Below are 24,897 nucleotides of genomic sequence, written 5' to 3' on the forward strand. Positions count from 1 at the left end.
TCGTACCACCCGAGGCCGGCCACCGGAGGCGAAAGCGCTGTCAGCGGCGGACGCCGACCCCCGCGTACCCGTGGGCGTCCACGGTCTCCGGCTCGCCGTCCGGTCGCCACCGGGTGGCGGCGACCAGGCCGGGTTCCACCAGGTCGTACCCGGCGAAGAAGCGTGCCGTCTCGGCGCGCGTCCGGGGCACCAGCGGGGCGCTGCTGTTGCGATAGACGGCCTGGCCGCGCTCGGCCAACTCCGGCGGGATGCCGTCCAACGTCAGGTGGGACAGCACCAGGTGACTGCCGGGCACTGTGGCGTCGCGCAGCCGGGCGATCGCCCCCCACGGGTCGTCCTGGTCCGGCACGAAGTGCAGCACCGCGAGGAGCAGCACCGCCACCGGTTGGTCCAGGTCGAGAGTGGCCCGCACGTCCGGGTGGGCCAGCAGTTCGTCCGGCCGCCGCAGGTCGCCCTGAACGACAGCGGTGCCGGGTACGCCCGTCAGCAACTGCCGGGCGTACCCGACGGCCACCTCGTCGTAGTCGACGTAGACCACCCGCGCGTCGGGCGCCACGGCCCGCACCACCTCGTGCACGGCGTCCTGGGTGGGCAACCCGGCGCCAATGTCCAGGAACTGGCGTACGCCCTGCTCGGCGGCGTACCGGACGGCTCGGCGCAGGAAGTGCCGGTTGGTCTGAGCGGCGACCCCGGTCTCCGGGAAGATCTCCAGCACCCGGTCGGCGGCGGCCCGGTCGGCCGGGAAGTTGTGGCTGCCCCCGAGGAAGTAGTCGTACATCCGGGCGACGTTGGGTCGGGTGGTGACGTCAGGTGCCGGCTGATCGGTCATGCGGGATCCCTTCGGCGGCGGGAGCGGAACTCGATGTCTAACACCTGCGGCGACGACCCGCTGACCCCTCGTGTCGTTGATCCGGCTGCGCCCATGGTCACCGCTGACCACGGTGGGGGCACCGACTCAACGAGGAGGGACGCCGATGACCAATCAGCGCGAGACCGTGCAGGTCGACCACGACCTGTTCCGCGCCGTGTACGATTCGCCCGCATCACTGCCCGGCCGACACCGCTGGACCACCCCCGAGTCGGACGTCCGGCGGCTGGAGAAACTGCTCGGCATGCCGGCGCGCAGCATCGGCGCACCCCTCTGGGTCAGCGGCGACGAACCCGACTGCCCGAAGTGCCGCCGGCGGGTCACCTGGTACGACATCGTCTCGTCGGCGCTCTCCGGCCTGCACGACAAGGCCATGATCGCCACGGTCATCCTGGGCGAGCGCAAGTACGTCAACACCGAGATTCCGGATGCCATCGCCGGGGTGCGCTGCTCCGACTGTCACACCGCGATCGACGGTCTGCGCAGCTTCAAGTGCCACAACTGGGCGTACGCCTTCGAGGCGCTGGAGGCCGTCCGCGAGCGGATGGCCGGCGGTCCCGCCCCGACCTGAGCTGAAGCCCGCGCCGACCTGAGCCGAAGCCGGGGCGGCCCCTGAGCCGGTCGGGGCGGCTCAGTCGGCTGAGCGGCGGGTGGGGCGGCGACCGGGCGGGGAGGGTGGCTCCGGGCCGGGGTCGGGCACCGGCGGCATCGGCCGGGTGACCGGTTCCGCGCCGGTGATCCGCAGCGACTCGCCGTGGTGCCACAGCTCGACCTCGGCATCCGCGGCGGCGTCGGGCAGCTCGAAGCGGGCCTCGGCCGGAGTCAACGTGACCCGCAGCCGGTGGCCGCGCCAGCGCAGGCTGAACGCCAGCCGGTCGATCCGGCGCGGCAGCCGGGGGTCGAAGGAGAGCACCCCCCGGTCGTCGCGCAGCCCACCGAAGCCCTGCACCAGCGCCAGCCACGCGCCGGCCAGCGAGGCCAGGTGCAGCCCGTCGGCGGTCTTGTCGCCCAGGTCGGCCAGGTCCTGCAGGACCGACTCGGCGAACAGGTCGTACGCCAGATCCAGGTGCCCGACCTCGGCGGCCAGCACGGCCTGCGGTGCCGCCGACAGCGACGAGTCGCGGACCGTGCGGGCCTGGTAGTAGGCCAGGTTGCGGGCCTTCTCGTCGGCGGTGAACTCACCGGGGCAGAGCTGCATCGCCAGCACCAGATCGGCCTGCTTCACCACCTGCTTGCGGTACAGCTCCAGGTACGGGAAGTGCAGCAGCAGCGGGTAGTCGTCGTCGCCGGTGTTCGCGAAGTCCCACTCGGGCTGTTGGGTGAAGCCGGCGGCCTGCTGGTGCACGCCGCGCTCGTGGTCGTACGGGATGAACATGGCGTCGGCGGCGGCCCGCCAGCCGGTCACCTCGGCGCGGTCCACGCCGAGCCGGCCGGCCAGCTCGGGATGTCCCTCGGCGGCGTCCGCCGCGCCGCGCAGATTGCGCTTCGCCATCAGGTTGGTGAACACGTTGTCGTTGACCAGCGCGGCGTACTCGTCCGGGCCGGTCACGCCATGCAGATGGAAGTCACCCTCGTCCGACCAGTGCCCGAAGCCGTGCCAGAGCCGGGCGGTCTCCACCAGCAGTTCCAGCCCCGCCTCGGCCAGGAACCGCTGGTCGTCCGTTGCCGCCAGGTAGCGCAACACCGCGTCGGCGATGTCGGCGTTGACGTGCAGCGCCGCGGTGCCCGCCGGCCAGTAGCCGGATGATTCACGGCCGCCGATGGTGCGCCACGGGAAGGTGGCGCCGGTCAGCCGCAGCTCGCGGGCCCGTTCCCGAGCCTCCGGCAGGTGGGCGTGCCGCCAGGTCAGCGCCGAGCGGGCCACCGCCGGGGCCAGGTAGGTGAGCACCGGCAGGACGTAGCTCTCGGTGTCCCAGAGGACGTGCCCGTCGTAGCCGTTGCCGGTCAACCCCTTCGCCGAGATGGTCCGTTCCGAGTCCGGGCGGCCGGCCTGGATCAGGTGGAACATCCCGAACCGGACCGCCTGCTGGAGGTCCTGGTCGCCGTCGAGCTGCACGTCGGCGACCTGCCAGGCCGCGTCCAGGGCGGCACGTTGGTCGGTGAGCAGGGCGTCGAAGCCGTCCGCGCGCGCCGCGTCCGCCTCGGCGGCGACCAGGTCGGCCAACTCGTCGGCGGGCGTCGCGTCGACCGCCGCCCACTCGTAGCCGGCGAACTTCGTCAGCCGCAATCGCTCCCCCGGGTGCAGGCGACCCGTCACGGTCAGCCGTACCCGGTCCGGGGTGCAGTCACCGCTGGTGGTCACAGTGCCCGGGGCATCCAGCAGGTGACTGACCGCGACCGCGACTCGCTGGCTGCTGCGCTCGGTGCGGTGCACCAGCACCCCGTCGAGGCCTGTCGCACGGTACGTCTCGGCGGTCAGCGGGTCGGTGGGCACCGAGGCGGCCCGAGGGTCGTCCGAACGCTCCGGCACCTTCTCGTTGGCCAGCAGGTCCGAGCAGACCCGCAGCTCGACGGCGGTGTCCAACGGCTCGACCTCGTACCGGACGGCGGCCACCGGACGACGCGGCAGGGACACCAACCGGGTGCTGCGGATGCGTACGCCCCGCCCGGCCGGTGAAATCCACTCGGTCTCCCGACGCAGCACGCCGGCACGAAGGTCGAGCACCCGTTCATGGCTGCGCAGCGTCCCGGTCCGGAGATCCAACGGCTCGTCGTCGACCCAGAGCCGGATCAGCGCGGCGTTCGGCGCGCTGATGACGGTGTCGCTGGCCTGCGGAAACGCGTACCCCTCCTCGGGATAGCTCAGCTCACGCCGCTCGTGGAAGCCACTGACGTAACTGCCCGGCATCCCGCACGGTGCACCCTCGTCGAGCACCCCCCGCCAGCCGATCCACCCGTTGCCCAACGCGAAGATCGACTCGGTTTCGCCGAGCCGGTCCACGTCGGCCGCCGTGCGCCGGATCCGCCAGGTCTCGTCATCCGCCGTAGCGGCGGTGGACTGCGGTTGATCGGTGGCCGAACCGGTCTGCACGAGACCTCCTGTCGATGTCGAGTCCTGCAACAGCCAACCAGAGCGGGCTGTGCGAATCCTGGACGAAGGTCTGACAGGCCAACTGACCTTCGACAGCAGCGATGCCCTCTGGTGCGTTCCTAGGGTGTGCCCAAGGTGAACAGGGTATGAACGTGAAGTGAGGTGATGCATGGTCGACAACGGCAGCATGGACGTTCCGGAGATCAGCGCCGAGTGGTACCGCGACGTCGTCGACGCCGCCGCCGGCAGCCCAGAGCCGGTGCAGTGGTTCGTCGGACACGCCACCGAGGAGGTGATCCTGCTACTCGGCGCGCTGCTGGTGATGGCCGCGCTGAGCCGCCGGTCCGGCGGCCCGCACGACCGGGCACTCGCCCTGATCGCGCCGGTGCCGGCCCTCCTGGCGTACGTGGGCAGCGAGTTCCTCAAGACCGTGGTGGACCAGGACCGCCCCTGCCGGACGATCGGTCGGGAGATCATCGCCGGCGCCTGCCCACCCCCGGGCGACTGGTCGTTCCCCAGCAACCACGCCACCATCGCCGGTGCGCTGGCGGTCACCACGTTGCTGCTCTCCCGCCGACTCGGCCTGATCGCGCTGCCCCTGGCCGCGCTCGGCGCCTTCTCCCGGGTCTTCGTGGGCGTGCACTACCCGCACGACGTGATCGCGGGGGTGCTGTTCGGCGCCCTGGTCGCCGTGGTGGTCACCCCGTTGCTGGCCCGCCCGACCAGCGAGGTCCTCCGCCGCCGGGCCAACCGCCCCGACAGCCCGGTCCCCAAACTGGCCAGTCGCTCCCGCCCCTGACCACCGCCGCCCCACGCCGTTCGGGCCGGGCGGGTCAGGTCGCCAGTAGGAGGGCCGCCGTTGTGCCGAGCAGCAGGAACGGGCCGAACGGGAGGTGGGTGCTCCAGTTGGCCCGGCGGGTGGCCAGCAGACCCAGACTCACCAGGGCGGAGAGCCCGAAGGTGAGCACCAGCCCGAACAGCAGCACCGGCCAGCCGTACCAGCCGAGCAGCGCGCCGACGCTGAGCGCCAGCTTGGCGTCGCCCAGCCCGAAGCCGCGGCGGCCGAGCAGCACCGCGGTGCTGGCGAAGAAGAGCGCCAGCCCGGCGCCGCCGATGACGGCTCGCAGCCAGTGCCCCGGGTCGGCGTCGAGCGCGGCCACGCCGAGCAGCAGCCAGGTCCCGGCCGCCGCCGGCAGTGTGAGCCGATCCGGCAACCGGTGCACGGCCAGGTCGACGAGGATCGCCGGGATGGTCCAGCCGAGCCACCAGATCAGCGCCGGCAGCGCCCCGCCCGGCGGACCGGCGAGCGCCAGCAGTACCGCCGCCGCGAGCACGGCCACCTCGACGGTGACCGGCGGTGGGCCGACCCGGGCGCGGCAGTGACCGCACAGGGCTGCCGGGCCCAGCGCCGGCCAGGGACGGGTCAGGCCGACCGGGGCGCCGCAGGCGTCACAGCCGGTCCGGCTGGGCAGACCCGGGGGTACGGCGTAGCGCAGCGCAGCCATCCGCATCAGCGGGCTGATCGCGAGGATCGCGAACACTGTCGAAACCCGGATGCGTGCCACCGCCGAGGCGAGGCCCCCCGGTCGTTCGCGCGGCGGAGCGGGCGTTGTCTGGCTTGCGGGTTCCGTCGCAGCACCGGACGGCGGGGGTGCCGGGCTCCGATCGGGTGGGTCTTCCCGACCGGGGATGGCCGCCGGGGGGCCGGTCAGCGCCATGTCGCCTCCGTAGCGGCCAGACACTTCCCCGCGATGGTGAACACGGATCGTGATTGAACACTCGCTGTGGTGTAGCGGATGGCGCAGAAAGCGACCTGCCGACCGGAGCCTGCGCGGGTGCTTTCGACCGCTTCCGAGTCAGGGGTGCCGTTGGACGAGGCGGCCCGCCGACAGGGTGCCTGCGTCGGTCGAATGCCGGGATGAGACCGCGATGTCCCACTCCCGCGACCGGTGGCGCGACTCCGGCGAACCCATCCGGCCCAGCGGCGCCCCATCAATAACGACAGTTCGCTCGCCCATTGCCCGGGGCGCAGTGTGGACACCCGCCACCACCACCTGTCATCACGCTGAGTGTTCGCTTGAATTGCCTCTGTTGCATCGGCGAGCGTCAGCCTATGCTCGCCCCTTGGGTGTGACGCAAGCCTCACCTTCACCATCGGACGACACAGGACCCCGAATTTGTAAAAGATCCGTAACGGTGAATGCAGAAGCGCAATGAACGGCTCCGGATGTGCTGATCCGGGCGCGCTTCCGCATGCCCGGCGGCGGTGAACCGTCACCGCCCCGGGCGACCACGAGGAGGCTCGACGGTGCGCGGACGGCAGCTCAGAAGAGCGGCAATCTGCCTGCTGGTGGGCGTGGCGGCGATGCCGGTCACCGCCTGCGCCAGCGGACGGGAAACGGTCGAACGGCCGACGGAAGTCCGCGACAACGGACCCCGGACCGATTCCGACGTCGAACGACGCGCTGCCGAAAAGGCGGCGCTTGACGCGTACTCCGGATATCTCGCGGCCTCGCGCACGGCGGGCCTGCGCAGTGATCCGCGCTTGCCGGAACTGTCCCGGTTCCTCGGTGATCCACTTTTGACTCGGGTGCGGGTGTCCATTCGCGAGGCTAAGGAGCACGGCGCCATGCGTACCGGGACGTTCAAGTCCGACCCGTCCGTGACCGCCGTCAGCCTGGACGCGAAGCCGGCCACCGTGGAGATCCAGGACTGCCTGGACACGACCGGCTACCGGCTGGTCTACGCCAAGGACAAGCGCTCGGTCCCGGGCAGCGGTGGCGGCAGACACCTCTCCACCGCCACCGCGACCCGCTATCCCGACGGCCGCTGGCTGATCAACTACGGCGCGACGCACCGGGACCAGCCGTGTTGAGCCGGGCCGCGACGACCCGACGGGCGCTCGCCGGGCTCGGCCTCACGCTCCTGCTGGTAGTCGGTGCGGCCCCGCCGGCCGCCGCCGCCCTACGGGCCGACCCGGGTGCGGGCTGCCCACCCGACCAACCCGACTGCAGCGTCTGGGACGACGAGCCCGGCAATCCCGGTGATCCTGGGGGCGGCGGGGACAACGGTGGGGGCGGGGACGACGGCGGTGGTGGCGGTGGCGGTGTCTGCCAGTGGAACGGGCGGACCATCCCCTGCTACGACGAGGACCTGGGCTGGTTCAACAACGGCGACGGGTGCTACTACAAGCTGACCGAGGGGTCGGTCGAGCCCCCCGAGGGTCACCAGTGGTACCTGCAAACCTGCAACGGCGGCGACCTGGGTGCCCAGGACGTGGTGTCGCGGGCCGAACCGCCGGCCGGCTTCGGCGCGCCGCCGGACCCGGAGGAGCTGGCCCGTCGCGCCCTGGCCTCGATCAGTCTGCTGCCGGCCCGCCTGAAGGTGGCACCCCGCAAGAACATCGGCCCCGGCCTGGTCGGCCTGCCCGTGTGGATGTGGGCCACGCCGGGAAAGAACTACTTCGGCCCGATATACGCCGACGAGTCTGACCGGGGTCTGACCGTCTACATCGAAGCCAAGGTCGACCGGATCGTCTGGGACATGGGCAACGGCGAGAAGGTCACCTGCTACGGCGCCGGCACCGAGTACAAGGCCACGGGCACGCGGGCGGGTGCCACCTCCCCGGACTGCGGCTACGACGAGGGCTACCCGGAGGCAGACACCTACGACGTCACCGCCACCACGCACTGGACGGTGAGCTGGTGGACCAACAGCGACGCCACAAGGCGGGTGATCCCGCAGACCCGGAGAAGCGGCATCGTGCAGATCAGGATCAACGAACTTCAGGTGGTCACCAGATGAGCCTCGCGACGCGCAACGGGACCCCGTCGGTGGACGCTCCCGTCAACCCGCCCACAGTGGTCCGCCAGCGCCGGGTCCGTCCCGGGCTGCTCGGCCTCGCCGTCCTCCTGATCGCGCTGGGCGGGCTGGGCGCGGCCTTCGCGGTCACCTCGGTAAGGGCCACCGGCAGCTATCTGGCGGTGGCCCGACCGGTGGAGGTGGGCCGGGAGATCAGCGCGGCCGACCTGGTCACCGTGCAGGTCGCCGGAGGCCAGGGCCTGCGCCCGGTGCCCGCCGCACGGCTCGACGAGGTGGTCGGCAAACGGGCTGCGGTCGCGCTGCTTCCGGGCACGCTGCTCACCCTGGGACAGGTCACCGACGACCCGCTGCTCGGCCCCGGCCAGCAGCAGATCGCGATCGGCCTGAAGACCGCCCAGGTGCCGGCCCGCGAACTGCACCCCGGTGACAAGGTTCTGCTGGTCAGCACTCCGGACACGGATGCCGACGCGGACACGGCCGCCGCCGGCACCCGATTCACGGCCACCGTCATCGACATGGTCAGCCCGGCCAACGACGACAAGGTGCTGTACCTGGCGCTACTCACCCGTGATGTGCCCGCGGTGGTGGCGCTCGCCGCACAGGAACGGCTCGCCGTCGTACTGACCGAGGCGGCCTGAGCATGGCGATCATCGCGCTGGTGTCCGCGAAGGGTTCGCCCGGCGTCACCACCTCGTCGCTGGCCTGCGCGCTGGCCTGGCACCGGCGGCTGGTGGTCGCCGAATGCGACCCGGCCGGCGGCTCGATCCTCGCCGGATACCTCGGCGGCCAGTTGGACGGCCCGCGCGGCATCGGAGAGCTGGCCGTCGGCGAGTTGCGCGACGGCAACCTGGAGACCGCGTTCTGGTCCCAGTTGGTCGACCTGGACGCCCCCCGCCGGGAACGGCTGCTGCTGCCCGGCCTCGTCGACCCGGCCCAGAGCGGCAGCGTCACCCCGCTCTGGCAGCGCTTCGCCGACTACTTCGACGCCCTCGACCGCGGCACCCCCGGCTACGACGTCCTGGTCGACTGCGGCCGGCTGCACGTGACCGGGCCTCCGTGGCCGGTGCTGCGGGCCGCCTCGGTGGTGCTGTTGGTGACCCGGGCGAACCTGCCGGACCTCTCCGGCACCCGCGCTGTGGTCACCGCGATCGAACGGGACTTCGCCGAGCACCGAGTGCCCCCGGGCACCCTGCGGCTGCTGCTGGTCGGCGATGGGCACGGGCGGGCCGAGATCAGTCGTGCCCTGAAACTGCCGGTCATCGCACGGCTGCCGCACGATCCGCGTACCGCCGGGGTGCTCGCCCTGGGCGGGACCGTGCGGGCCGGTCGGCCGCTGATGCGTGCGGCGGCCGCGCTGGAGGTCCCGATCGGGGCGCTCCTGGAGCGGCGACGGGCCCGGTTGGCGTGGCCCGTGCAGCAGGGGGTGCCGGATGCGGTTTGAGCCGGTCTCCACCGATCCGCGCCAGCAGCCACCGGCCGTGACCTCCACCGCGCCGCCCCTGGCCGTGCCGAACGGCCGGCACCAGCAGTCCGGGCCGCAGCCGCAGTCGACGCCCACGACCAGCCCGCCGCCGGAGTCGCCGCCCCGGGCCCGGATGGACTTCCAGGTGGTCCGGGAGCTGCGCCGGGAACTCACCGAACGGCTCACCCTCTGGCAGCGCGGCCGGGAGTTCACAGTCGACGAGGAGGACACCGAGCGGGCCCGACTCGCCGTCACCGTGGTCGCCGCGTACGCGGACTCGGTGCGCCGGGCCGGCACGCCGATGGCCGCCGGCGATGAACGCCTGCTGCTCGACCAGGTGACCGCCGAGCTGGTCGGGCTCGGGCGGCTACAGACGCTGCTGGTCGACGACACCATCGAGGAAGTGCACATCCTCGGCTGCGACCAGGTACGCATCACCCGGCACGGCGGTGGGGTGGACTGGGCCGAGCCGATCGCCGACAGCGACGCCGAGCTGGTGGAGATCCTCCAGGCGGCGGCCCGTCGGGCGGGCGCGACCGAGCGGTCCCTCTCCACCGTGAAGCCCACCCTCGACCTGCAACTGCCCGACGGCAGCCGGCTGGCAGCGGTGTTCCTGGTCAGCCACCGCCCGTACGCGGTGATCCGCAAGCACAACACCCTGGACGTGAGCCTCGACGACCTCGCGGGCGCCCGCGGTGACCTGGACGAGATGATCGATCCGCTGCTGCGCGACTTCCTCCGCGCGGCGATGCGCGCCGGTCTGAACATCATGGTCGCCGGGTTGGCCGGCGCCGGAAAGACCACCGTCATCCGGGCGCTGATGAACGAGATCCCGCAGGATGAGCCGTACGTGCTGCTGGAGGAGAGTCGAGAGCTGCTCCCGGCCCGCCGCCGGGAGCGGCACCGCGCGGTGATGAGCTTCGAGGCCCGGGAGGGTCACGGCGAGCGCGGCTTCGACGGCCGACCAGCCGGTGAGGTGACCATCGCCGACCTGATCCCGCTGTCGCTGCGGATGGGGGTCCTGCGGATCATCGTGGGCGAGGTGCGGTCCCGGGAGATCGTGCCGATGCTCCAGGCGATGACCACCAGCCGGGGATCGATGTGCACCATCCACGCCCGTACCGCAGCGGGTGTGGGTGAACGGATCGTCGAGCTGGCCCTGGCGCACGGCCGCGAGATGACCGTCGACCAGGCCCGCCGGATGGCCGGCAACGCGCTCGACCTGATCGTCTACGTCACCATCGAGGACGAGACCGCGATCGGCGGGCGGAAACACCGGTTCGTCTCGCATGTGGAGGAGGTGATCGGGGCCGGCGAAGCCGGTCGGATCACCACCACCACTGTCTTCGGGCCGGGCCCGGACGGTCGTGCGGTCCCCCGGCACCTGCCGGAGCGGGTCCGCGACCAGTTGCTGCGGGTGGGCTACGACGCGCGGCTGCTGACCCGGTGGGTCGAGGCCGGTGCCGGTGCCTGGCGGCGGCCTCGGCAGACCCGACTGGCCCGGCGGTGACCTGATGGTCGACAGCCTGGAGTTGATCGCGGTGGTCTCCGGCGCCGCCTGTGTGGCCGGGCTGCTGCTGGCCGTGGTCGCCCTGGTCGGCACCCGTCGACCCCCCGGGCCGCGGCCGGGCAGCGGGCCGGGGCTGAGCCGACTGTGGCGCGGGCCGGGCAGCACTCCGACCGAGCACCGGGCCTATCAGGCGCTGCTGGTGGCCGCGCTGGTCGCCGGCGCGTTGGCGTTCCTGTTGACCGGGTTGCCGGTGGTGGGCCTGCTGGTGGCGGTGGCGGTGCCCGGCACCCCGTGGCTCTTCGGGGTGGGCAAGGCCGAACAGCGGGCGATCGCCCGGATCGAGGCGGTCGGCGAGTGGACCCGCCGACTCAAGGACGTCTCCGGCACCGGGCAGGGCCTCCAGCAGGCGATCATCGGCACGATCGGCAGCGTGCCACCCGGCGTCGAGGACGAGGTACGGCTGCTCGCGGCCCGCCTCCAGGCCGGCTGGATGGCCCGCTCCGCGCTGTTGGCGTTCGCCGACGAGATCGCCGACCCGGTCTGCGACCAGGTGGTCGCGGCGCTGATCCTGCACCTGTCGGACCGGGGTGAACGGCTGGGTGACGTGCTCGGTTCGATCGCCGGCGCGGCGTCCGCGGAGGTGGCGACCCGTCGGGAGATCGAGGCCAAGCGCACCCAGCCCCGGTTCGCGGTCCGCTTCCTCACCGGGATGACGCTGGCGACCCTGGCGTACGGGCTGATCAACACCGAGTACATCAGGCCGTACGGCACACCGGTGGGTCAGCTGGTGATGGCCGCCCTCGGTGCCACCTTCATCGGCCTGCTGGCCTGGGTTCGGTCGATGAGCCAGCCGCAACGGCCGGCCCGGTTCCTGCCGGCGCCCAACCCGAGCGAGGTGATCGCGTGAGCGCGAGGAGCGCAGCGCAGCGGAGCCCCGCAGTCGCGAACGAACGGCGGCTCCCATGATCGTGAACTGGCAGTTCGCCCTCGCGGTCTGCGGTGGCGCCGGGATCGGTCTGGGTGTCTTCCTGGTCGTCCGGGAGCTGGTGCCGGCGACACCGGCGCTCGGGCCCGCGCTGCGCCGACTGCATCAGCCGCCGGGCACCGGCCGGGTGGCCACGGCCGCGTCCCGGCGGCTCGACTGGCTGACCGGGATGTCCCGCTGGTTGCGGCCGCCGCAGATGCAGCTCGCCCTGATCGGTCAGACCTCCGAGCAGTACGCGTTGTCGGTGCTGCTCTCCGCGCTGATCGGGTTGGCCACGCCGACGGTGCTCGGGGTGGTGCTGTGGGTGCTCGGCATCCCGTTCCCAGTGGTCGTGCCGGTGCTGGGCAGCCTCGGCCTGGCGCTGCTGGCCGGCCTGCTGGCGCACCGCGCCGTGCTGACCAAGGCCAACGCCGCCCGCGACGAGTTCCGCCAGGCCGTCTGCACCTACCTCGACCTGGTGGCGTTGCAGCTCTCCGCCGCGCACGGGCCGGTGCAGTCGCTGGAGCGGGCGGCGGCGGTCTGCGACGGTTGGGTGTTCGACCGACTCCAGGAGTCGCTGCGGATCGCCCAGATGCAGATGCACGCGCCCTGGGACGAACTGCGCGACCTCGCCGACAAGATCGGCATCCCGGAGTTGGGCGACGTCGGCGCGATCATGCGCTCCTCCGGCAGCGAGGGCGCGCAGGTGCACGAGACGCTGCGCAGCCGGGCCGACTCGCTGCGCGACCAGATCCGCACCGACAACCTCGCCCGCGCCGAAGGGGTGACCAGCAAGCTCGACATCCCGGGCGCGCTGCTCGTCTTCGTGCTGCTCGGGTTCGTCCTCTATCCGTTCATCGCCCGTGTCTGACCCGTCCCTGAAGGAGAACGCCATGTCCATCCTCAGCTATCTGCACGTCGTGGTGACGACGCGCCTGGCCGAGCTGCGCCGTGACAGCGAGCGCGGCGACAGCCCGGTGCCCACCGCGGTGATCATCGCCGGCCTGGTCGCCGTCGCCATGGCCGTCACCGCCCTGGCCCTGACCAAGGCCAACAACTGGATGACCGGCATCCCGAACCACACGAACCCGTAGTAGCTGACGTGCGTCGAGCCGCGTACCCGAGGTGGAACCGAGCGGTCACCGCCGCCCGGCGCCACCTCGCGGCCGGCGACCGCGAGCGGGGTGCCAACCCGGTGGAGCTGGCCGTAGTGATGCCGCTGATCCTGGTGCTGCTCTTCGCCTCGATCCAGGTCGCGGCCGTCTTCCTCGCCCGCTCCACCGCGTTGAACGCCGCGCAGAGTGGCGTCAACGCGCAGCGGACGTACCAGGCGAGCAGCGGGGCCGGGGTGGACAGCGCCTCCCGCTTCCTGAAGGCCGCCGGCGGTTGGCTGGTGGGCTGGGACAAGGCCGGTCCGACCTGCGTGACCACCACGACCGACGTGACCTGCACGGTGAGCGGCCGGTCCCTGTCCGTGGTGCCGGGCGTGGACTTCGCAATACAGCAGACCGCCCACGGAACGGTGGAGAGGGTGACCCCGCCATGACCCGTACCGCCGAGCGGGGCTCGGTCTCCATCGAGGTGGCGGTGCTCGCGCCCGCGTTCATCGCGCTGATGGTGCTGGCCGGCGTGGTCGGGCGCAGCGCCGTGGCGGCGGAGGCGCTCGACGCGGCCGCGCACGACGCCGCCCGGGCCGCCTCGATCTCCCGGAACTCCGACGTCGCCAAAGAAAAGGCGCGCGAGGCTGCCCAGAAACAGCTGGACTGGCACGGCCTGGCCTGCGCCAACGGCCTGGACCCGGAATTCACCGGCAAGTCGCCCGACAATGAGTCCAGCTTCGACAAAGCCTTCAGCAGCACAGTCGGCACGAACGCCACGGTGACGGTGAAGATCAGCTGTCGCGTGTCCTTCAAGGACATCACCCTCGACATCTTGCCCGGGATGGAGAGTGAACGGCTGATCTCCGCGGAGTTCACCTCCCCCCTTGACCGTTACCGGAGTCGGCAATGACAGCCACCACGTCGACTGCCCGGCCCTCGGTGGCAGGTGAGCACGGCCGGGTGAGCATCTTCCTCGCGGTGACGATGGTCGGCGTACTGGCCATCATCGGCCTCTCCTTCGACGCCGCCGGGCAGCTCCGCACCCTGCAACGTGCCCAGAACCTGGCTGCCGAGGCGGCCCGGACCGGCGGTCAGGCCATCGACCGGGCCACCGCCATCGAGGGCGGGCCGAAGCGGATCAATGAGCCGGAGGCGCGCGATGCGGTCGCCAACTACCTGGACGCCGTGAACACCGCCAGCCACACAGTGAACTTCCCTGAGGTCGACGGGGAAATCCTGATCCGGGTGACCGTCTCCATCACCTATCACCGCTCGATGATCGGACCGTTCGTCCAGGAGAAGGCGGTCACCGTCACCGGCGAGGCGACCGCGCGTGCCATCACCGCAACACCGTAGGAAGGAAGGCAGCCATGCCCGTATCGGGTGGGTCCGTCGTACGGCGGACCGGACGGATCCTCACCGGCATCGGCGCGCTGGCCGTGCTCCTGGTGCTGCTGGTCGGCGCGCCGATCGCGCTGCTCGCCTTCGCCGGTAACCCCCTGCCCGACCACCTCCCCACGATCAGCGAGGTGGGCACCGCGCTGACCAGCCGTGACGACGGTCAGCTCTTCCTGCGGGCGCTGGCCGTGGCCGGTTGGTTCGGCTGGGCCACGTTCGCCTTCTCCGTCCTCGTCGAGTTGGGTGCACAGACCCTGCGCCGGCCGGCGCCGAAGCTGCCCGGGATGGGCCGCCAGCAGAAGGCAGCCGCCGCGCTGGTCGGCTCGGTCGCGCTGATCCTGGTGGCCAGCCCGGCCGCCGCCAGCGCCGCGGCGGTCTACGGAACTCCGGTGTACGCGAGTCCGACCGCAACGGCCGTCACCACCCTGGCCGCGCCGACCCGCGCCGCGACGACACCCGACACGGCCGCGCCGGTGGCCCGGGGCGGGCTGCTCGGCATGGCCGGAACGGGGCTGGCCGCACCCGGTGCCTCGGCGGCCAACGCCGAGGCCGCGCCGGTGTACCGGGTGGCACGGGGCGACTACCTCGGGGAGGTGGCCGAGCGGTACCTGGACGAGTTCGGGGACTACCGACAGCTCGCCAAGCTGAACAAGCTCGACGACCCGGACCGGATCCGCCCCGGCCAACTGCTCCGACTGCCCACGGAGGCCGCCGACCAGGGGGCCCGGCAGCACGCCACCGGCCGGCTCGTCGACCGGCCGGCAGCGCAGAAGCCGCCCGCGCCCCGGCCGGCGCCCGAGCGGTCCGCACCGCCGCGGGTGGCCCCGGCACCACCCAGCGGTACGGAGTCAGCGGGCCAACCACCAGCGATGACGGTCGGTGCAGCCCGAGCTGGTGCCGCCGATCGGGTGAACCGCCCGCTGGCGGTCTCCGCCGTACTGGCGGTGGCAAGCATCGTCGGCGCCCAGATCGGCGCAGTCCTGGGGCTGCGCCGCCGTCCAGCCACCGCCGGTGCGGCTCCCCGACTGGCCGCGTCCTCCCGCACATCCCGGGCCGGCGCCGGCCGAAGCCGTGGCGCGGGCCAAGGCGGTGGTGCGGGCCGAAGCAGCGACGGCGCAGGCCGAAGCGGTGGTGCGGGCCAAGGCAGCAGCGGCGCGGGCCGGCGGGGCAGTGGTGGGGCGGCCGGGAGCGGTGCCGCCTGGGCTGCCAGCCGGGCGGCGGCGGCCATCGAAGCTCCCGCGACACCGGCCGGCGCGACACCGGCCGGCGCGACACCGGCCGGCGCGACACCGGCCGGCGCGACACTGGCCGGCGCGGCACCGGGCGGGAACGACTTCGCACCTCGCGGCGACGGATTGACATCCACCGGCAGCGGGGCGGCACCTACCGGTGGCCGGGCCGCACCTACCGGCAGCGGGATGGCACCGATGGGCAGTGGGGCGGCACCCGCCGGTAGCGGAATGGCTTTCCCCGGAAGCACGGCGTTCCCGGGCAGCGGGATGGCCCTCTCCGGCGGCACGGCACCCCCCGGCGGAGGAATGGGGACCGCCGGCCCTGGGAGCTGGAGTGATGACGACGGCTGGGCCGGTGCTGGTGGCGAGGGCGGGCTGTTCGACGGCGGGCATGGCCTCGACTCCGTACCGGATGGTCCGCCGGTGGGCCGACACCGACGCACCTGAGCGGGCCCGCACGACCTGTTGTCTGCGCCGCCCTGTGCGGGCCTCCGCAAACTCAGGCAGGGTCGTGCCGGGTGGGCCGGGGGCAATGTCTCGGAGAGCGATATACCTCTGAGTCATAAAAATGACTCACAGGTATATGCGTCGAGGATGTACTGCCTCCGAGGCGCGGAGCATCAGTCCCGGGATGGCACACCGCGACGTGGGCTGGCACACCGCGACGTGGGCTGGCACACCGCGACGCGGGCTGGCACACCGCGACGTGGGCTGGCACAACACCGACGCGGGTGGCAGATACCGACGTCGAAGGCACCGCAGGACGATCAGGGCAGGCCAGTCGGTCGGGCAGGGCCAGTCGGGCAGGGCCGGTCGGGGCAGGCAGGCCGGTCAGGGCAGGCGGGTCTGGAGCACGCCGTTCTGGATCCGGGTGGGCAGGATCTGCTGGTCGTTGCCGGACGGCCCCTGCACGACCTCGCCGCCGTTGAGCCGGAAGGCGCTGCCGTGCCACGGGCAGACCACGCAGGCGTGGCCGTCGATCTCCTGCACCTCACCCTCGCCGAGCGGTCCGCTCTGGTGCGGGCAGCGCTCCAACATCACGGTCACCTCGTCACCGTGCCGGTAGAGGATGACTGAGATGTCGTCGTCCACCTCTCGGGTGATCAGGGTGCGTTGCGGCAGCGTGGCCATGTCGGCCAGCGAGTGCCAGCCATCGGTCATCCGGTGCAGCTCGGAGATGCTCTGGTTGACCTGCGCCCCCTGCTTGTACGCCAGGTGACCCCCGATGTACGCGCCAAGGCTCACGGTGGAGAGCCCGAGGAAGCCGAGGGCGCGACCCATGCCGTGGCGGCCGGACAGCCGGGCGGCCAACGAGCCGGCGTAGAGCGTCATGCCGACGGTGTTGGCGGCGGCGTGCACCAGGCCGACCCGGCGCTGGTCCCGGGCGAGTGCCGCCCAGTCGTTCAGACCGGCGATCGCCGCTGGCAGCGCGCTGGCGGTGCCCAGACCGACCAGCACGGTGGCGGGCCGGCGCTGCCCGGGCATGAGGTCCAGCACCGCGGCGCTGATCCACGCGCCGACCGGCACCTGCACCATCGCCGGGTGCAGCGGATGCCCGAGGGTCACCCCGTGCAGCAGGTCGCGCAACCGGCGTGGACGCAGCGTCCCAAGGACGACCTTCTGCAACCGGTCACCCGCGCGGTCCAGCCGGGAGTCCTGCTCAACTTTCGTCAAAAGTGCTCGCACGAGTACCGACTTCCCGGCGATCGCCGTCGCAAACCGGTCGGCGGCGACAAACCTGCTGCACCACCCACGCCGCCGATCTTGCAGTTTCTGCTCACCTAATCCGGGGCACAAGCCGCGAACCGTCAACCGGAAGTGCAAGATCGACGGGGATTGTGGGGGTGGGGCCGGCCCGGCATGCTGGCGGGATGGGTGTGCGGGTGGAGCGGGTCGGGGCGGTCACCACCGTGGTGTTGGACCGGGCGGACGTTCGGAACGCCGTGGACGGTCCTACGGCTCGGGCGCTGGCCGACGCGTTCCGGGCCTTCGACGCCGATCCGGACGCGGCGGTGGCCGTGCTCTGGGGCGCCGGTGGCACGTTCTGCGCCGGCGCCGACCTCAAGGCGATCGGCACACCGAGCGGCAACCGGGTGGAGCCGGAGGGGGACGGCCCGATGGGTCCGACCCGGATGACGCTCAACAAACCCGTGATCGCGGCGATCTCCGGGTACGCGGTGGCGGGCGGGCTCGAACTGGCGCTCTGGTGTGACCTGCGGGTCGCCGAGTCCGACGCGACACTCGGGGTGTTCTGCCGCCGCTGGGGAGTCCCGCTGATCGACGGTGGCACCGTCCGGCTGCCCCGGTTGATCGGCGAGAGTCGGGCCATGGATCTGATCCTCACCGGCCGTCCGGTGCCGGCCGACGAGGCGTACGCGATGGGGTTGGTCAATCGGTTGGTGCCACCCGGCCAGGCGCGGGCCGCGGCCGAGGAGTTGGCGGCGGCGATCGCCCGGCATCCGCAGACCTGCCTGCGCAACGACCGGGCGGCGCTGCTGGCCGGCGCGGGGCGAGGAGAGCCGGAGGCGCTGGCGATCGAGTTGGCGTACGGGATGGACTCGCTGGCCACGGACGCGGCGGCCGGCGCGGCCCGGTTCGCGGCGGGCGAGGGCCGACACGGCGCGACGCCGCCGGGAGGGGTACGCCCCCCGGCGGCGTCGGCTACCGATCAGCTCAGTTGCGGTTGATGGTGAAGGTTGTCGTGGGGTTCTGGATGTCCACCGCGTTGTTGCTCAACCGGAGGTTGTTGAAGGTGACCGACCCGACGGCCGGCCCCTGCCCGGCCTCCGGCATCGGGTTCGCCCAGATGGCGAAGCCGGACTTCGCGTCGTAGGCGTCCCCGCTCTTGCGGGCACCACTGATGGAGATGTTCGTGAAGACCGTGTCGGTGATCGGGTTCTGCGGCTGCCCGCCGACGTAGTTGGTCTGGAACATGATGCCGCTGTAGGTCGGATCGATGATGTCGACGTCGCTGACCCGGATGCCCTGGAACACCTTCGAGGCGGAGAAGACCCAGATTGCCGGGAAGGTTTGTGAGCCCCAGAAATGCCCACCGGCCCGCACGATCGAGATGTTCTCGAACCGGGTGGGCGGGCTGGCACCGAAGCCGTTCATCGGATAGCCGAAGTCGAGCGAGCTGATGGTGATGCCGGAGTAGACCAGCGTGTCCGCGATGTAGATGTTGCGGAACGTGTTGCCGTAGCCGCCGTACACGGCGACACCGGCGGCCCGCCAGGTCAGGGTCGAGGTCAGGTTCTCGTAGATGTTGTCCTTCATGTCGGCGCCGCCCGCGTCGATGGCCGAGAACAGCGCGAAGCTGTCGTCGCCGGTGGCCCGGGCGTCGTTGTTGCTGACCAGGTTGTTGGTGCTCCCGTTGGTCATGTTGATGCCGTCGGCGAACATGTTCCGGATCCGGGAGTTCTTGATCGTCATGTAGTCGGTGTTCGCGCCCCAGTAGAGGCACACCATGTGCTCGTTCCAGATGTTGTCGATCACGATGTTCGACACGTTGGAGAAGTCGAACACCTTGCCCGGGCCGTCGATCCGCGAGGTGTAGTTGCCGAAGTACGCGAAGTTCTTGAACGACGAGTTGGCCGCCGAGTTCTCGGCCCGGAAGCCGATGTCGGTGTTGTCCTGGCCCGACGGCGCGTTGAACCGGGTGTACCAGGGGCCGGCGCCGGTCACCTGGACCGCCTTGCCGTACACCTGGAACTTCGACGAGGTGGAGTAGTTGCCGGCCGGCAGGTACACCCCGATCAGGTTGCCGGTGGTGTCCATCCGCACCCGGTCCAGGGCGTTCTGCACGTCCTGGTGGGTGAAGCCGGTCGGCGTGGTGTAGCGCGCCGGGTCCGGGTTGGCGATCGGCGCCACCTGCTCGGTGTTGATGAAGTCGATGGCGTACGTGGTGGTGTTGGCCGGGTCCTTCTGAAGGCGGATCTTGCTGCCGGCCGGAACGGTGGAGTTGAGCATGACGTTGGCTTCGTCGTAGATGTGCCGCGGACCGCCCGCGCTCGGCGAGTTGCCCGGGCTGGTCTCGTTGCCGTAGAGCCAGGCGTACCGGGACGTGAGATCGATGGCCTTGTGGAACGTGCCGTTGACGTAGACGTTCAATGTCGAGTTGATCCCACCGCCGCCCGGTGCGTCCGGGATGGAGAAGCGGGTGACCAGCGTGTTGGTGCTGGCCCGGGTGGTGAACTCGACGTAGCTGCCGTTCGAGTTGAGGGTCACCGCCCGCCGACCGGACGCCTCGCCGGCCAGGTCGCCGACCTCCCGGTTCGGTCCGACGACGGCGGCGCCGCCGCCGATCACGCCGTCCTCAGCCTCGTACATGTCGTACGGCATGTTGGCGCCGCGACCGACGAAGAGCGGCCGGTCACTGGTGTTGTTGGCCTGCTTCACCGGCAGCTCGTTGCCGTCCACGGCGAGCACCACCCGGACGGTGTACTTGCCGTTCGCGGCGGTCCAGGTGCCCAGGCTGATCGGGCCGACAGTGGCACCGGCGTTGATCACGCCGGAGTGCGAGCCGGTGAGGGTACGGACCACGGTGCCGGACTCGTTGAGCACGGTCAGGGTGATGCCGTGCGCACCGGACGCGGAAGCCTGGTTGCCGGCGTTGCGGATGGACACGGAGAAGGTCACCGTGTTGCCCGCCGACGGGTTGCCCGGCGACCAGGCGACCGCCGAGGCGACCAGGTCGGAGCTGGCGACCGCGGCGACGACCAACGGGCTGGGGTTCGTGTAGCTGTTGTTGGTGTCGTCCTGCTCGACGACGGTGTTCGACTCGTCGACCTTGGCGCTGAGCGGGTAGCTGCCCGAGTCCCGGGTGCCGATGCTGGCGCTGACCGTGGTCGAGGCACCGGCCGCGAGACCGCCGACCGCTGCCGTGCCCACCCGGGTGGATCCCAGGTAGAAGTTGACGTTGGTCGCGCCGGAGGCCGCCGAGCCCGCGTTACGCACCGTCGCGGAGAGCGTGATGGTGCTGGTCTCCACCGGTGCAGACGGGCTGAACGACATACCGGTCACGGTCAGGTCCGGGTTCGGTGCCGGGGTGCCGAAGACCTGGAACTCGGCCACCTGACCGGCCGGAGCGCCGGTGTTCGAGGCGATCGAGAGCCGTACGTCGGCCGCCGCGCCGGAGACCGGGATGGTCACCGTGTTGCCGCTGCCCGGGTTGAAGCTGTAGTTCGCCGCGCCGACCAGTGTGGTGAAGTTCGACGAGCCCTGGTCCCGGCCGAGCACTGTGATGTTCTGGGTACGTGCGCCCCACGCCGAGTCCGGGTTGAGCTTCACGACGACCTGGCTGAGGCTGGCGTTCGCGCCGAGCTGCACGGTCAGCGTGCTCGGGTTGCCGTTGCCCTCCCAGTAGGTGGCCACGTTGTTGTCGTTGGCGTTGGTGGCCACGAACGTGTGCACGAACCCGGAGGCGGTGATCGGCTTGCCGATCGCCAGGTTGGAACCGGTCGGCGGGTTGCCGGTGCCGGTCCGGGTCACTGTGTTGCTGTTCGCCGACTGGTTGCCGGCCGCGTCCTTGGCCCGCACGTAGTACGACACCGTGGCACTGGTCGGCTGGCTGTCGGTGTACGTGAGCGTCGAGCCGTTCACGCTGCCACGCAGCGCGCCGTTGGCGTAGACGTCGTAGCCGGTCACCCCGACGTTGTCGGTGGACGCCGACCAGGCGAGCCGGATCTGCCCGCTGACCGGCTGGGTGTAGGCCAGGTTGCCCGGCACGCTGGGTGCCTGGGTGTCGGTGCTGCCGGTGGCGCCGTACACCTCGACCTCGGAGAGCTGGGCGGCCGGCCAACCGGTGTTGCCGGTGACCTGCACGCGTACGTAGCGGGTGCTGGCGGCGGTGAAGCTGACGGTCGCGGTGTTGCCGCTGCTCGGGTTGAAGGTGTAGCCGGCGGACGCCTTCAGGGTGGTGAAGGACGAGCCGTTGGTCGAGCCCAACACCGACAGCGTCTGCGTACGGGTCTGCCAGTCCGACGCGGGTGGCAGCTTGAGCACCACCCGGTCCACGCTGACAGTGGCGCCCAGGTCCGCCTGGATCCACTGCGGGAACGCGTTGTTGGCGCTCTCCCAGTAGGTCGACGCGTTGCCGTCGTTGGCGTTGCCCGCCACGTAGTTCTGGTTGTAGCTGCTGGCGGTCATGGTGGCGGAGAGCCCGGCGAGCATGGCAACGCGGGCGGCGGCTGCGGACGGGTCGGCCGCCGGTGCCGCGCTCGCCATGGGGGTGACGACCGGGGCGGTGGCGAGGAGCATGCCGGCGAGCGCGCCGGCGAGCATCCGACGGCCCGTGCGGGCGGTGCGGGGGACGGTGGTGGGCGCGCCGGTTGGCGGCGTGCCTCGTCTGGTGCCGGTCCTGGACATGGGGTCGCTACACCTCTTTCGGGGGTGGGTGTGGGTGCGTTGCCCGGTGACGGGTGCAGTGGTACGCCCGTCGTTCCGCGACAGGTGGGGGACGGTGCGGGTTGGGGACGGGGGTTGGGCGGCTGGCGCGGCGTTGCGCCGGGGTGCCCGGACCGGGTGCCCCCGCCCGGTCCGGGCGGGGGCATCCGACCTAGCTGGAGTAGACCTCGAACTCGCTGAGCTGGCCGGCTGGCCAGCCGCTGTTGCCGGTGACGGTCAGCCGCAGGTACCGCTGGGTGGTCGCCGTGAAGGTCACTGTGACCGTGTTGCCGCTGGCCGGGTTGAAGCTGTAGCCGGCGGACGCCTTCAGCGTGCTGAACGTCGAGCCGTTGGTGGAGCCGAGCACCGCCAGCGTCTGCGTACGCGTCTGCCAGGCCGATGACGGTGGGAGCTTCAGCACGACCCGGGACACCGACCGGTCGGCCCCCAGGTCCACAGTCAACGACTGCGGGAAGGCGTTGTTGGCGCTCTCCCAGTAGGTGTTCGCGTTGCCGTCCACCGCGTTGGGGGCGGCGTACACGTCCGAGTGGCTGGTCTCGGTGATCGGCCGTCCGGCCGCCAGGTTGCCGCTGGGCGGCGGCGTGGTCGGGGGCGGGGTGGTCGGCGGTGGCGTGGTCGGCGGCGGGGTGGTCTGGGTGCCGCCGTACACCTCGACCTCGGAGAGTTGCGCGGCCGGCCAGCCGGTGTTGCCGGTGACGGTGACCCGGATGTAGCGACGGTCACCGGAGGGCAGCCCGATCGACACGGTGTTGCCCGCACCGGGTGCGAAGACCCGACCGGCGGACGACGCCAGTGTGGTGTACGACGAGCCGTCGGTGGAGCCGAGCACCGACAGGGTCTGGGTGCGTTGTTCCCAACCGCCGGGCAGCTTGAGCGCCACCCGGTCGACCGAGCGGGACGCACCCAGGTCGATGGTGACCGACTGGGGGAAGGCGTTGTTGGCGCTCTCCCAGTAGGTCGACGCGTTGCCGTCCACCACGTTGGCGGCCGTGTAGTTCTGGTTGGTGCTGGTCGCTGTCGTCGAGCGGCCCAGCGCCAGGTTCCCGCTGGTCGGGGGCGGGGTGGTCGGGGGCGGCGTGGTCGGCGGTGGGGTGGTGGGCGGCGGCGAGGTGGGTCCGCCACCCCACTGGGGGTTCGGCCACGGGCCGCAGTACGGGGTCGGGGTGTACCAGCCGGAGTTGCCGGAGCCCTGGGTGATCTGGAAGCCGGCGCCCACGCAGTTGTGCATCGGGTTGCTCTGCGCGATGTTGGTGGCCCGCACGTTGGTGAAGGACACCTGGCTGTTCGCCTGCACCTGGAGCGCGTACGTGCCGGCGCCGTCGATCCGTACGTTGTTGAGGTTGATCCCGTTGGTCTGGCCCTCGATCCAGTGCAGCGCCGCGTACGAGCTGTCCAGGATGTCGGTGTCGGTGATGTTGATGGTGGGGTTCTGGAACGCCTCGTTCAGCGCGGAGAACCAGATCGCCCCGACACCGAAGTTCCAGTTGTAGTCCGAGTTGCCGTTACGGATCAACGTGTTCCGGGCGATCGTCCAGGTGCCCTGGACTCCGGTGGCGCCCTGCACGCCGGGGTAGCGGTTCGCGACGTGGATGCCACCGCCGTTGGTCAGCGAGTCGGCCGTCACGTTGTCGGTGATCTTGATGTCCCGACCGCCGTAGCTGACCAGGTGGTTCGCCAGCAGGGTCACCCCGATGGTGTTGCGGGTGAAGGAGTTGTTGACGTTCGGCACACTCTGCGCCCACATCGCCAACGCGTCGTCGCCGGTGTTGCGGACGAACGTGTTGGTCACCGTCGAGTTGGTCACCCCGGTGTGGAAGTTCACCCCGTCCGCGGTCTGGTCCAGGATCCGGCTGTTGCGGATGGTGAAGTTGTCCATCGGGCCGTCCATCCACGCCCCGACCTTGGTGTTCTCCAGCCAGAGGTTGTCCACCACCGAGTTGGTCATCGCCCCGCCCAGGGCGTTGACCTGGTCGTCGTCGACCCGTTCCCGGATGTCGCCGATGATGGCGAAGTCCCGCAGCGTGACGTTGCGGCTGGGCCCGTTCGCCTCGTGTGCGCGGACCGGGCCGGTGTAGCCGCCGCCGGGGACGTACTTGCCGTAGATGCCGACGGACCTGTTCCGCTCGGTGGGGTGCCGGCCGCCGAGCACCGAATACCAGGGCCCCGCGCCGCGCACTGTCACCCCGTCGACCACCACGTGATCCCAGAGGGTGAAGGTGCCGGTCGGGATCCAGACCGCCCGGCCCTGGGCCTTGCCGGCGTCGACCGCCGCCTGGAACTTCGCCGTCGAGTCGGTCGCGCCACTCGGGTCGGCGCCGAAGTCGGTGACCACGTCGAGCACACCGGAGGGCTTCGTGATCGCCGGGGCGACCAGCTCGAAGTCGGCCAGGTCGATGGTGAACGTGGGCGACTGCGCGGTCGAGGAGACCTGGAACCGGATCTTCGTGCCGGCCGGCTGGGTGCTGCCGAACAGCGCCCGGGTCTCGTCGTAGAAGTGGTGCGGGTTGGTGTCACCCGGGTTGTTGTTGAACGGGTATCCGCCGTAGTACCAGCCGTACCTCGACGTGACCGGGACCGACTTCAGCAGCGCCCCGTTGGCCCGCAGGTCGATGGCGGCGTCACGGCCGGTGCCGGCCGGGCTGTCCGGCAGGCTGTAGCGGAAGGTGACCGCGTTGGCCGGGGCGGTGAGGGTGAACTCGACGTACTCGCCGACGGCGTCGAGGGTGACCGCCTCCCGGCCGGACGCCTCGGACGGCAGCGTGCCGTAACGCCGGTCCGGGCCGATCTTCGTGCCGTTGTGGGCGGTCTCCTCCGCCTCCTGCTCGACGAATGGAACGGTGGCGCCCCGGTTGGGGATGTCGAAGGGGGACAGCCCCGCCGCCGAGGCCGGGGTCGCGGTGCCGGTCACCGCGAGGGCGGTGACCGAGGTGGCGGCGAGCACTGTGGCGGCGAGGGCGGCCAATCCTGCCCGGGCCGGGTGTCGAAGGTGGTGCGGGGTGCCGGTGGTGTGGTTGGCCATGAGCTGCGCTCTCCCTTTCGTCAGGCAGGCCAGATCCCCCCGTGTCGGTGCGGTGTCGCGCGTCCCCCCTCGGTTCTCCCTTCCTG

At 71.4% G+C, this 24,897-nt stretch carries 19 protein-coding genes and 2 pseudogenes; 15 read left to right on the forward strand and 6 right to left on the reverse strand.

Annotated elements, in window-relative coordinates:
- Nucleotides 1-40: 40 nt before the first annotated feature.
- Nucleotides 41-829 carry an SAM-dependent methyltransferase gene (locus GA0070561_RS05650; protein ID WP_091395905.1) on the reverse strand — a complete coding sequence of 263 codons (789 nt, stop codon included), beginning with the start codon at nt 827-829 and terminating at the stop codon, nt 41-43.
- Between the two features lie 145 nt (nt 830-974).
- Here GA0070561_RS05650 and GA0070561_RS05655 point away from each other — a divergent pair, with 145 nt between their 5' ends.
- Nucleotides 975-1,439: a hypothetical protein gene (locus GA0070561_RS05655; RefSeq protein ID WP_091395908.1), complete on the forward strand. Its 465-nt coding sequence runs from the start codon at nt 975-977 to the stop codon at nt 1,437-1,439.
- Nucleotides 1,440-1,499: 60 nt separating this feature from the next.
- Here the strand turns inward: GA0070561_RS05655 and GA0070561_RS05660 are convergent, their stop codons facing one another.
- Nucleotides 1,500-3,899, reverse strand: a complete 2,400-nt coding sequence (locus GA0070561_RS05660; protein ID WP_091395911.1) for a glycoside hydrolase family 65 protein — start codon at nt 3,897-3,899, stop codon at nt 1,500-1,502.
- 169 nt (nt 3,900-4,068) lie between these two features.
- Between GA0070561_RS05660 and GA0070561_RS05665 the strand changes: the two genes are divergently transcribed.
- Nucleotides 4,069-4,698 (forward strand): phosphatase PAP2 family protein, encoded by a 630-nt coding sequence (locus GA0070561_RS05665; RefSeq protein WP_091395914.1) that lies wholly within the window; start codon nt 4,069-4,071, stop codon nt 4,696-4,698.
- A gap of 34 nt (nt 4,699-4,732) precedes the next feature.
- On the opposite strand, the gene GA0070561_RS05670 is transcribed toward GA0070561_RS05665, so the two are convergent.
- On the reverse strand, nt 4,733-5,410 hold the full coding sequence (locus tag GA0070561_RS05670; protein WP_091397445.1) for a prepilin peptidase: 678 nt from the start codon (nt 5,408-5,410) through the stop codon (nt 4,733-4,735).
- Between the two features lie 797 nt (nt 5,411-6,207).
- On the opposite strand from GA0070561_RS05670, the gene GA0070561_RS05675 reads away from it, so the two are divergent.
- The 12 genes and pseudogenes from GA0070561_RS05675 to GA0070561_RS34070 form a co-directional block, all read left to right on the forward strand.
- Entirely contained in the window at nt 6,208-6,774 is a 567-nt protein-coding gene (locus GA0070561_RS05675; protein ID WP_091395917.1) for a hypothetical protein, read from the forward strand.
- Complete coding sequence (locus GA0070561_RS05680; RefSeq protein WP_091395919.1) at nt 6,768-7,703, forward strand: hypothetical protein; 936 nt, start codon at nt 6,768-6,770, stop codon at nt 7,701-7,703. The genes GA0070561_RS05675 and GA0070561_RS05680 overlap by 7 nt, the downstream gene beginning before the upstream one ends.
- On the forward strand, nt 7,700-8,359 hold the full coding sequence (locus tag GA0070561_RS05685) for an SAF domain-containing protein (RefSeq protein WP_091395922.1): 660 nt from the start codon (nt 7,700-7,702) through the stop codon (nt 8,357-8,359). The genes GA0070561_RS05680 and GA0070561_RS05685 overlap by 4 nt, the downstream gene beginning before the upstream one ends.
- Before the next feature lie 2 nt (nt 8,360-8,361).
- Nucleotides 8,362-9,162: a CpaE/TadZ family protein gene (locus tag GA0070561_RS05690; protein ID WP_091395925.1), complete on the forward strand. Its 801-nt coding sequence runs from the start codon at nt 8,362-8,364 to the stop codon at nt 9,160-9,162.
- On the forward strand, nt 9,152-10,693 hold the full coding sequence (locus GA0070561_RS05695) for a TadA family conjugal transfer-associated ATPase (RefSeq protein WP_091395928.1): 1,542 nt from the start codon (nt 9,152-9,154) through the stop codon (nt 10,691-10,693). The genes GA0070561_RS05690 and GA0070561_RS05695 overlap by 11 nt, the downstream gene beginning before the upstream one ends.
- Nucleotides 10,654-11,600: pseudogene (locus tag GA0070561_RS05700) on the forward strand (type II secretion system F family protein). Before GA0070561_RS05695 ends, GA0070561_RS05700 begins: the two are co-directional and overlap by 40 nt.
- A 55-nt stretch (nt 11,601-11,655) precedes the next feature.
- Nucleotides 11,656-12,528, forward strand: coding sequence for a type II secretion system F family protein (locus tag GA0070561_RS05705; RefSeq protein ID WP_091395930.1), 873 nt, complete (start codon nt 11,656-11,658; stop codon nt 12,526-12,528).
- Nucleotides 12,529-12,550: 22 nt separating this feature from the next.
- Nucleotides 12,551-12,751 (forward strand): hypothetical protein, encoded by a 201-nt coding sequence (locus GA0070561_RS05710; RefSeq protein ID WP_091395933.1) that lies wholly within the window; start codon nt 12,551-12,553, stop codon nt 12,749-12,751.
- An 8-nt stretch (nt 12,752-12,759) separates the two neighbouring features.
- Entirely contained in the window at nt 12,760-13,203 is a 444-nt protein-coding gene (locus GA0070561_RS05715) for a TadE family protein (protein ID WP_091395936.1), read from the forward strand.
- A complete protein-coding gene (locus tag GA0070561_RS05720) occupies nt 13,200-13,667 on the forward strand; it encodes a TadE/TadG family type IV pilus assembly protein (RefSeq protein ID WP_091395940.1) in 468 nt (155 codons plus the stop codon). The genes GA0070561_RS05715 and GA0070561_RS05720 overlap by 4 nt, the downstream gene beginning before the upstream one ends.
- The gene (locus GA0070561_RS05725; RefSeq protein ID WP_091395943.1) at nt 13,664-14,113 is read left to right on the forward strand and encodes a pilus assembly protein TadG-related protein; all 450 of its coding nucleotides are present in this window, start codon (nt 13,664-13,666) and stop codon (nt 14,111-14,113) included. The genes GA0070561_RS05720 and GA0070561_RS05725 overlap by 4 nt, the downstream gene beginning before the upstream one ends.
- Before the next feature lie 14 nt (nt 14,114-14,127).
- Nucleotides 14,128-15,228, forward strand: a pseudogene (locus GA0070561_RS34070) (LysM peptidoglycan-binding domain-containing protein); the annotation flags it as partial.
- 990 nt (nt 15,229-16,218) lie between these two features.
- Here GA0070561_RS34070 and GA0070561_RS05735 read toward each other — a convergent pair.
- Complete coding sequence (locus tag GA0070561_RS05735; RefSeq protein WP_091395947.1) at nt 16,219-17,073, reverse strand: Rieske (2Fe-2S) protein; 855 nt, start codon at nt 17,071-17,073, stop codon at nt 16,219-16,221.
- Nucleotides 17,074-17,258: 185 nt separating this feature from the next.
- On the opposite strand from GA0070561_RS05735, the gene GA0070561_RS05740 reads away from it, so the two are divergent.
- Complete coding sequence (locus GA0070561_RS05740) at nt 17,259-18,074, forward strand: crotonase/enoyl-CoA hydratase family protein (protein WP_091395950.1); 816 nt, start codon at nt 17,259-17,261, stop codon at nt 18,072-18,074.
- Here GA0070561_RS05740 and GA0070561_RS05745 read toward each other — a convergent pair.
- Entirely contained in the window at nt 18,061-21,753 is a 3,693-nt protein-coding gene (locus tag GA0070561_RS05745; RefSeq protein WP_208603688.1) for a galactose-binding domain-containing protein, read from the reverse strand. The two genes, GA0070561_RS05740 and GA0070561_RS05745, sit on opposite strands and share 14 nt — an antisense overlap.
- 190 nt (nt 21,754-21,943) lie before the next feature.
- A complete protein-coding gene (locus tag GA0070561_RS05750) occupies nt 21,944-24,811 on the reverse strand; it encodes a galactose-binding domain-containing protein (RefSeq protein WP_091395957.1) in 2,868 nt (955 codons plus the stop codon).
- Nucleotides 24,812-24,897: the final 86 nt, after the last annotated feature.

This window comes from Micromonospora saelicesensis (assembly GCF_900091575.1).
Classification (GTDB): domain Bacteria; phylum Actinomycetota; class Actinomycetes; order Mycobacteriales; family Micromonosporaceae; genus Micromonospora; species Micromonospora saelicesensis.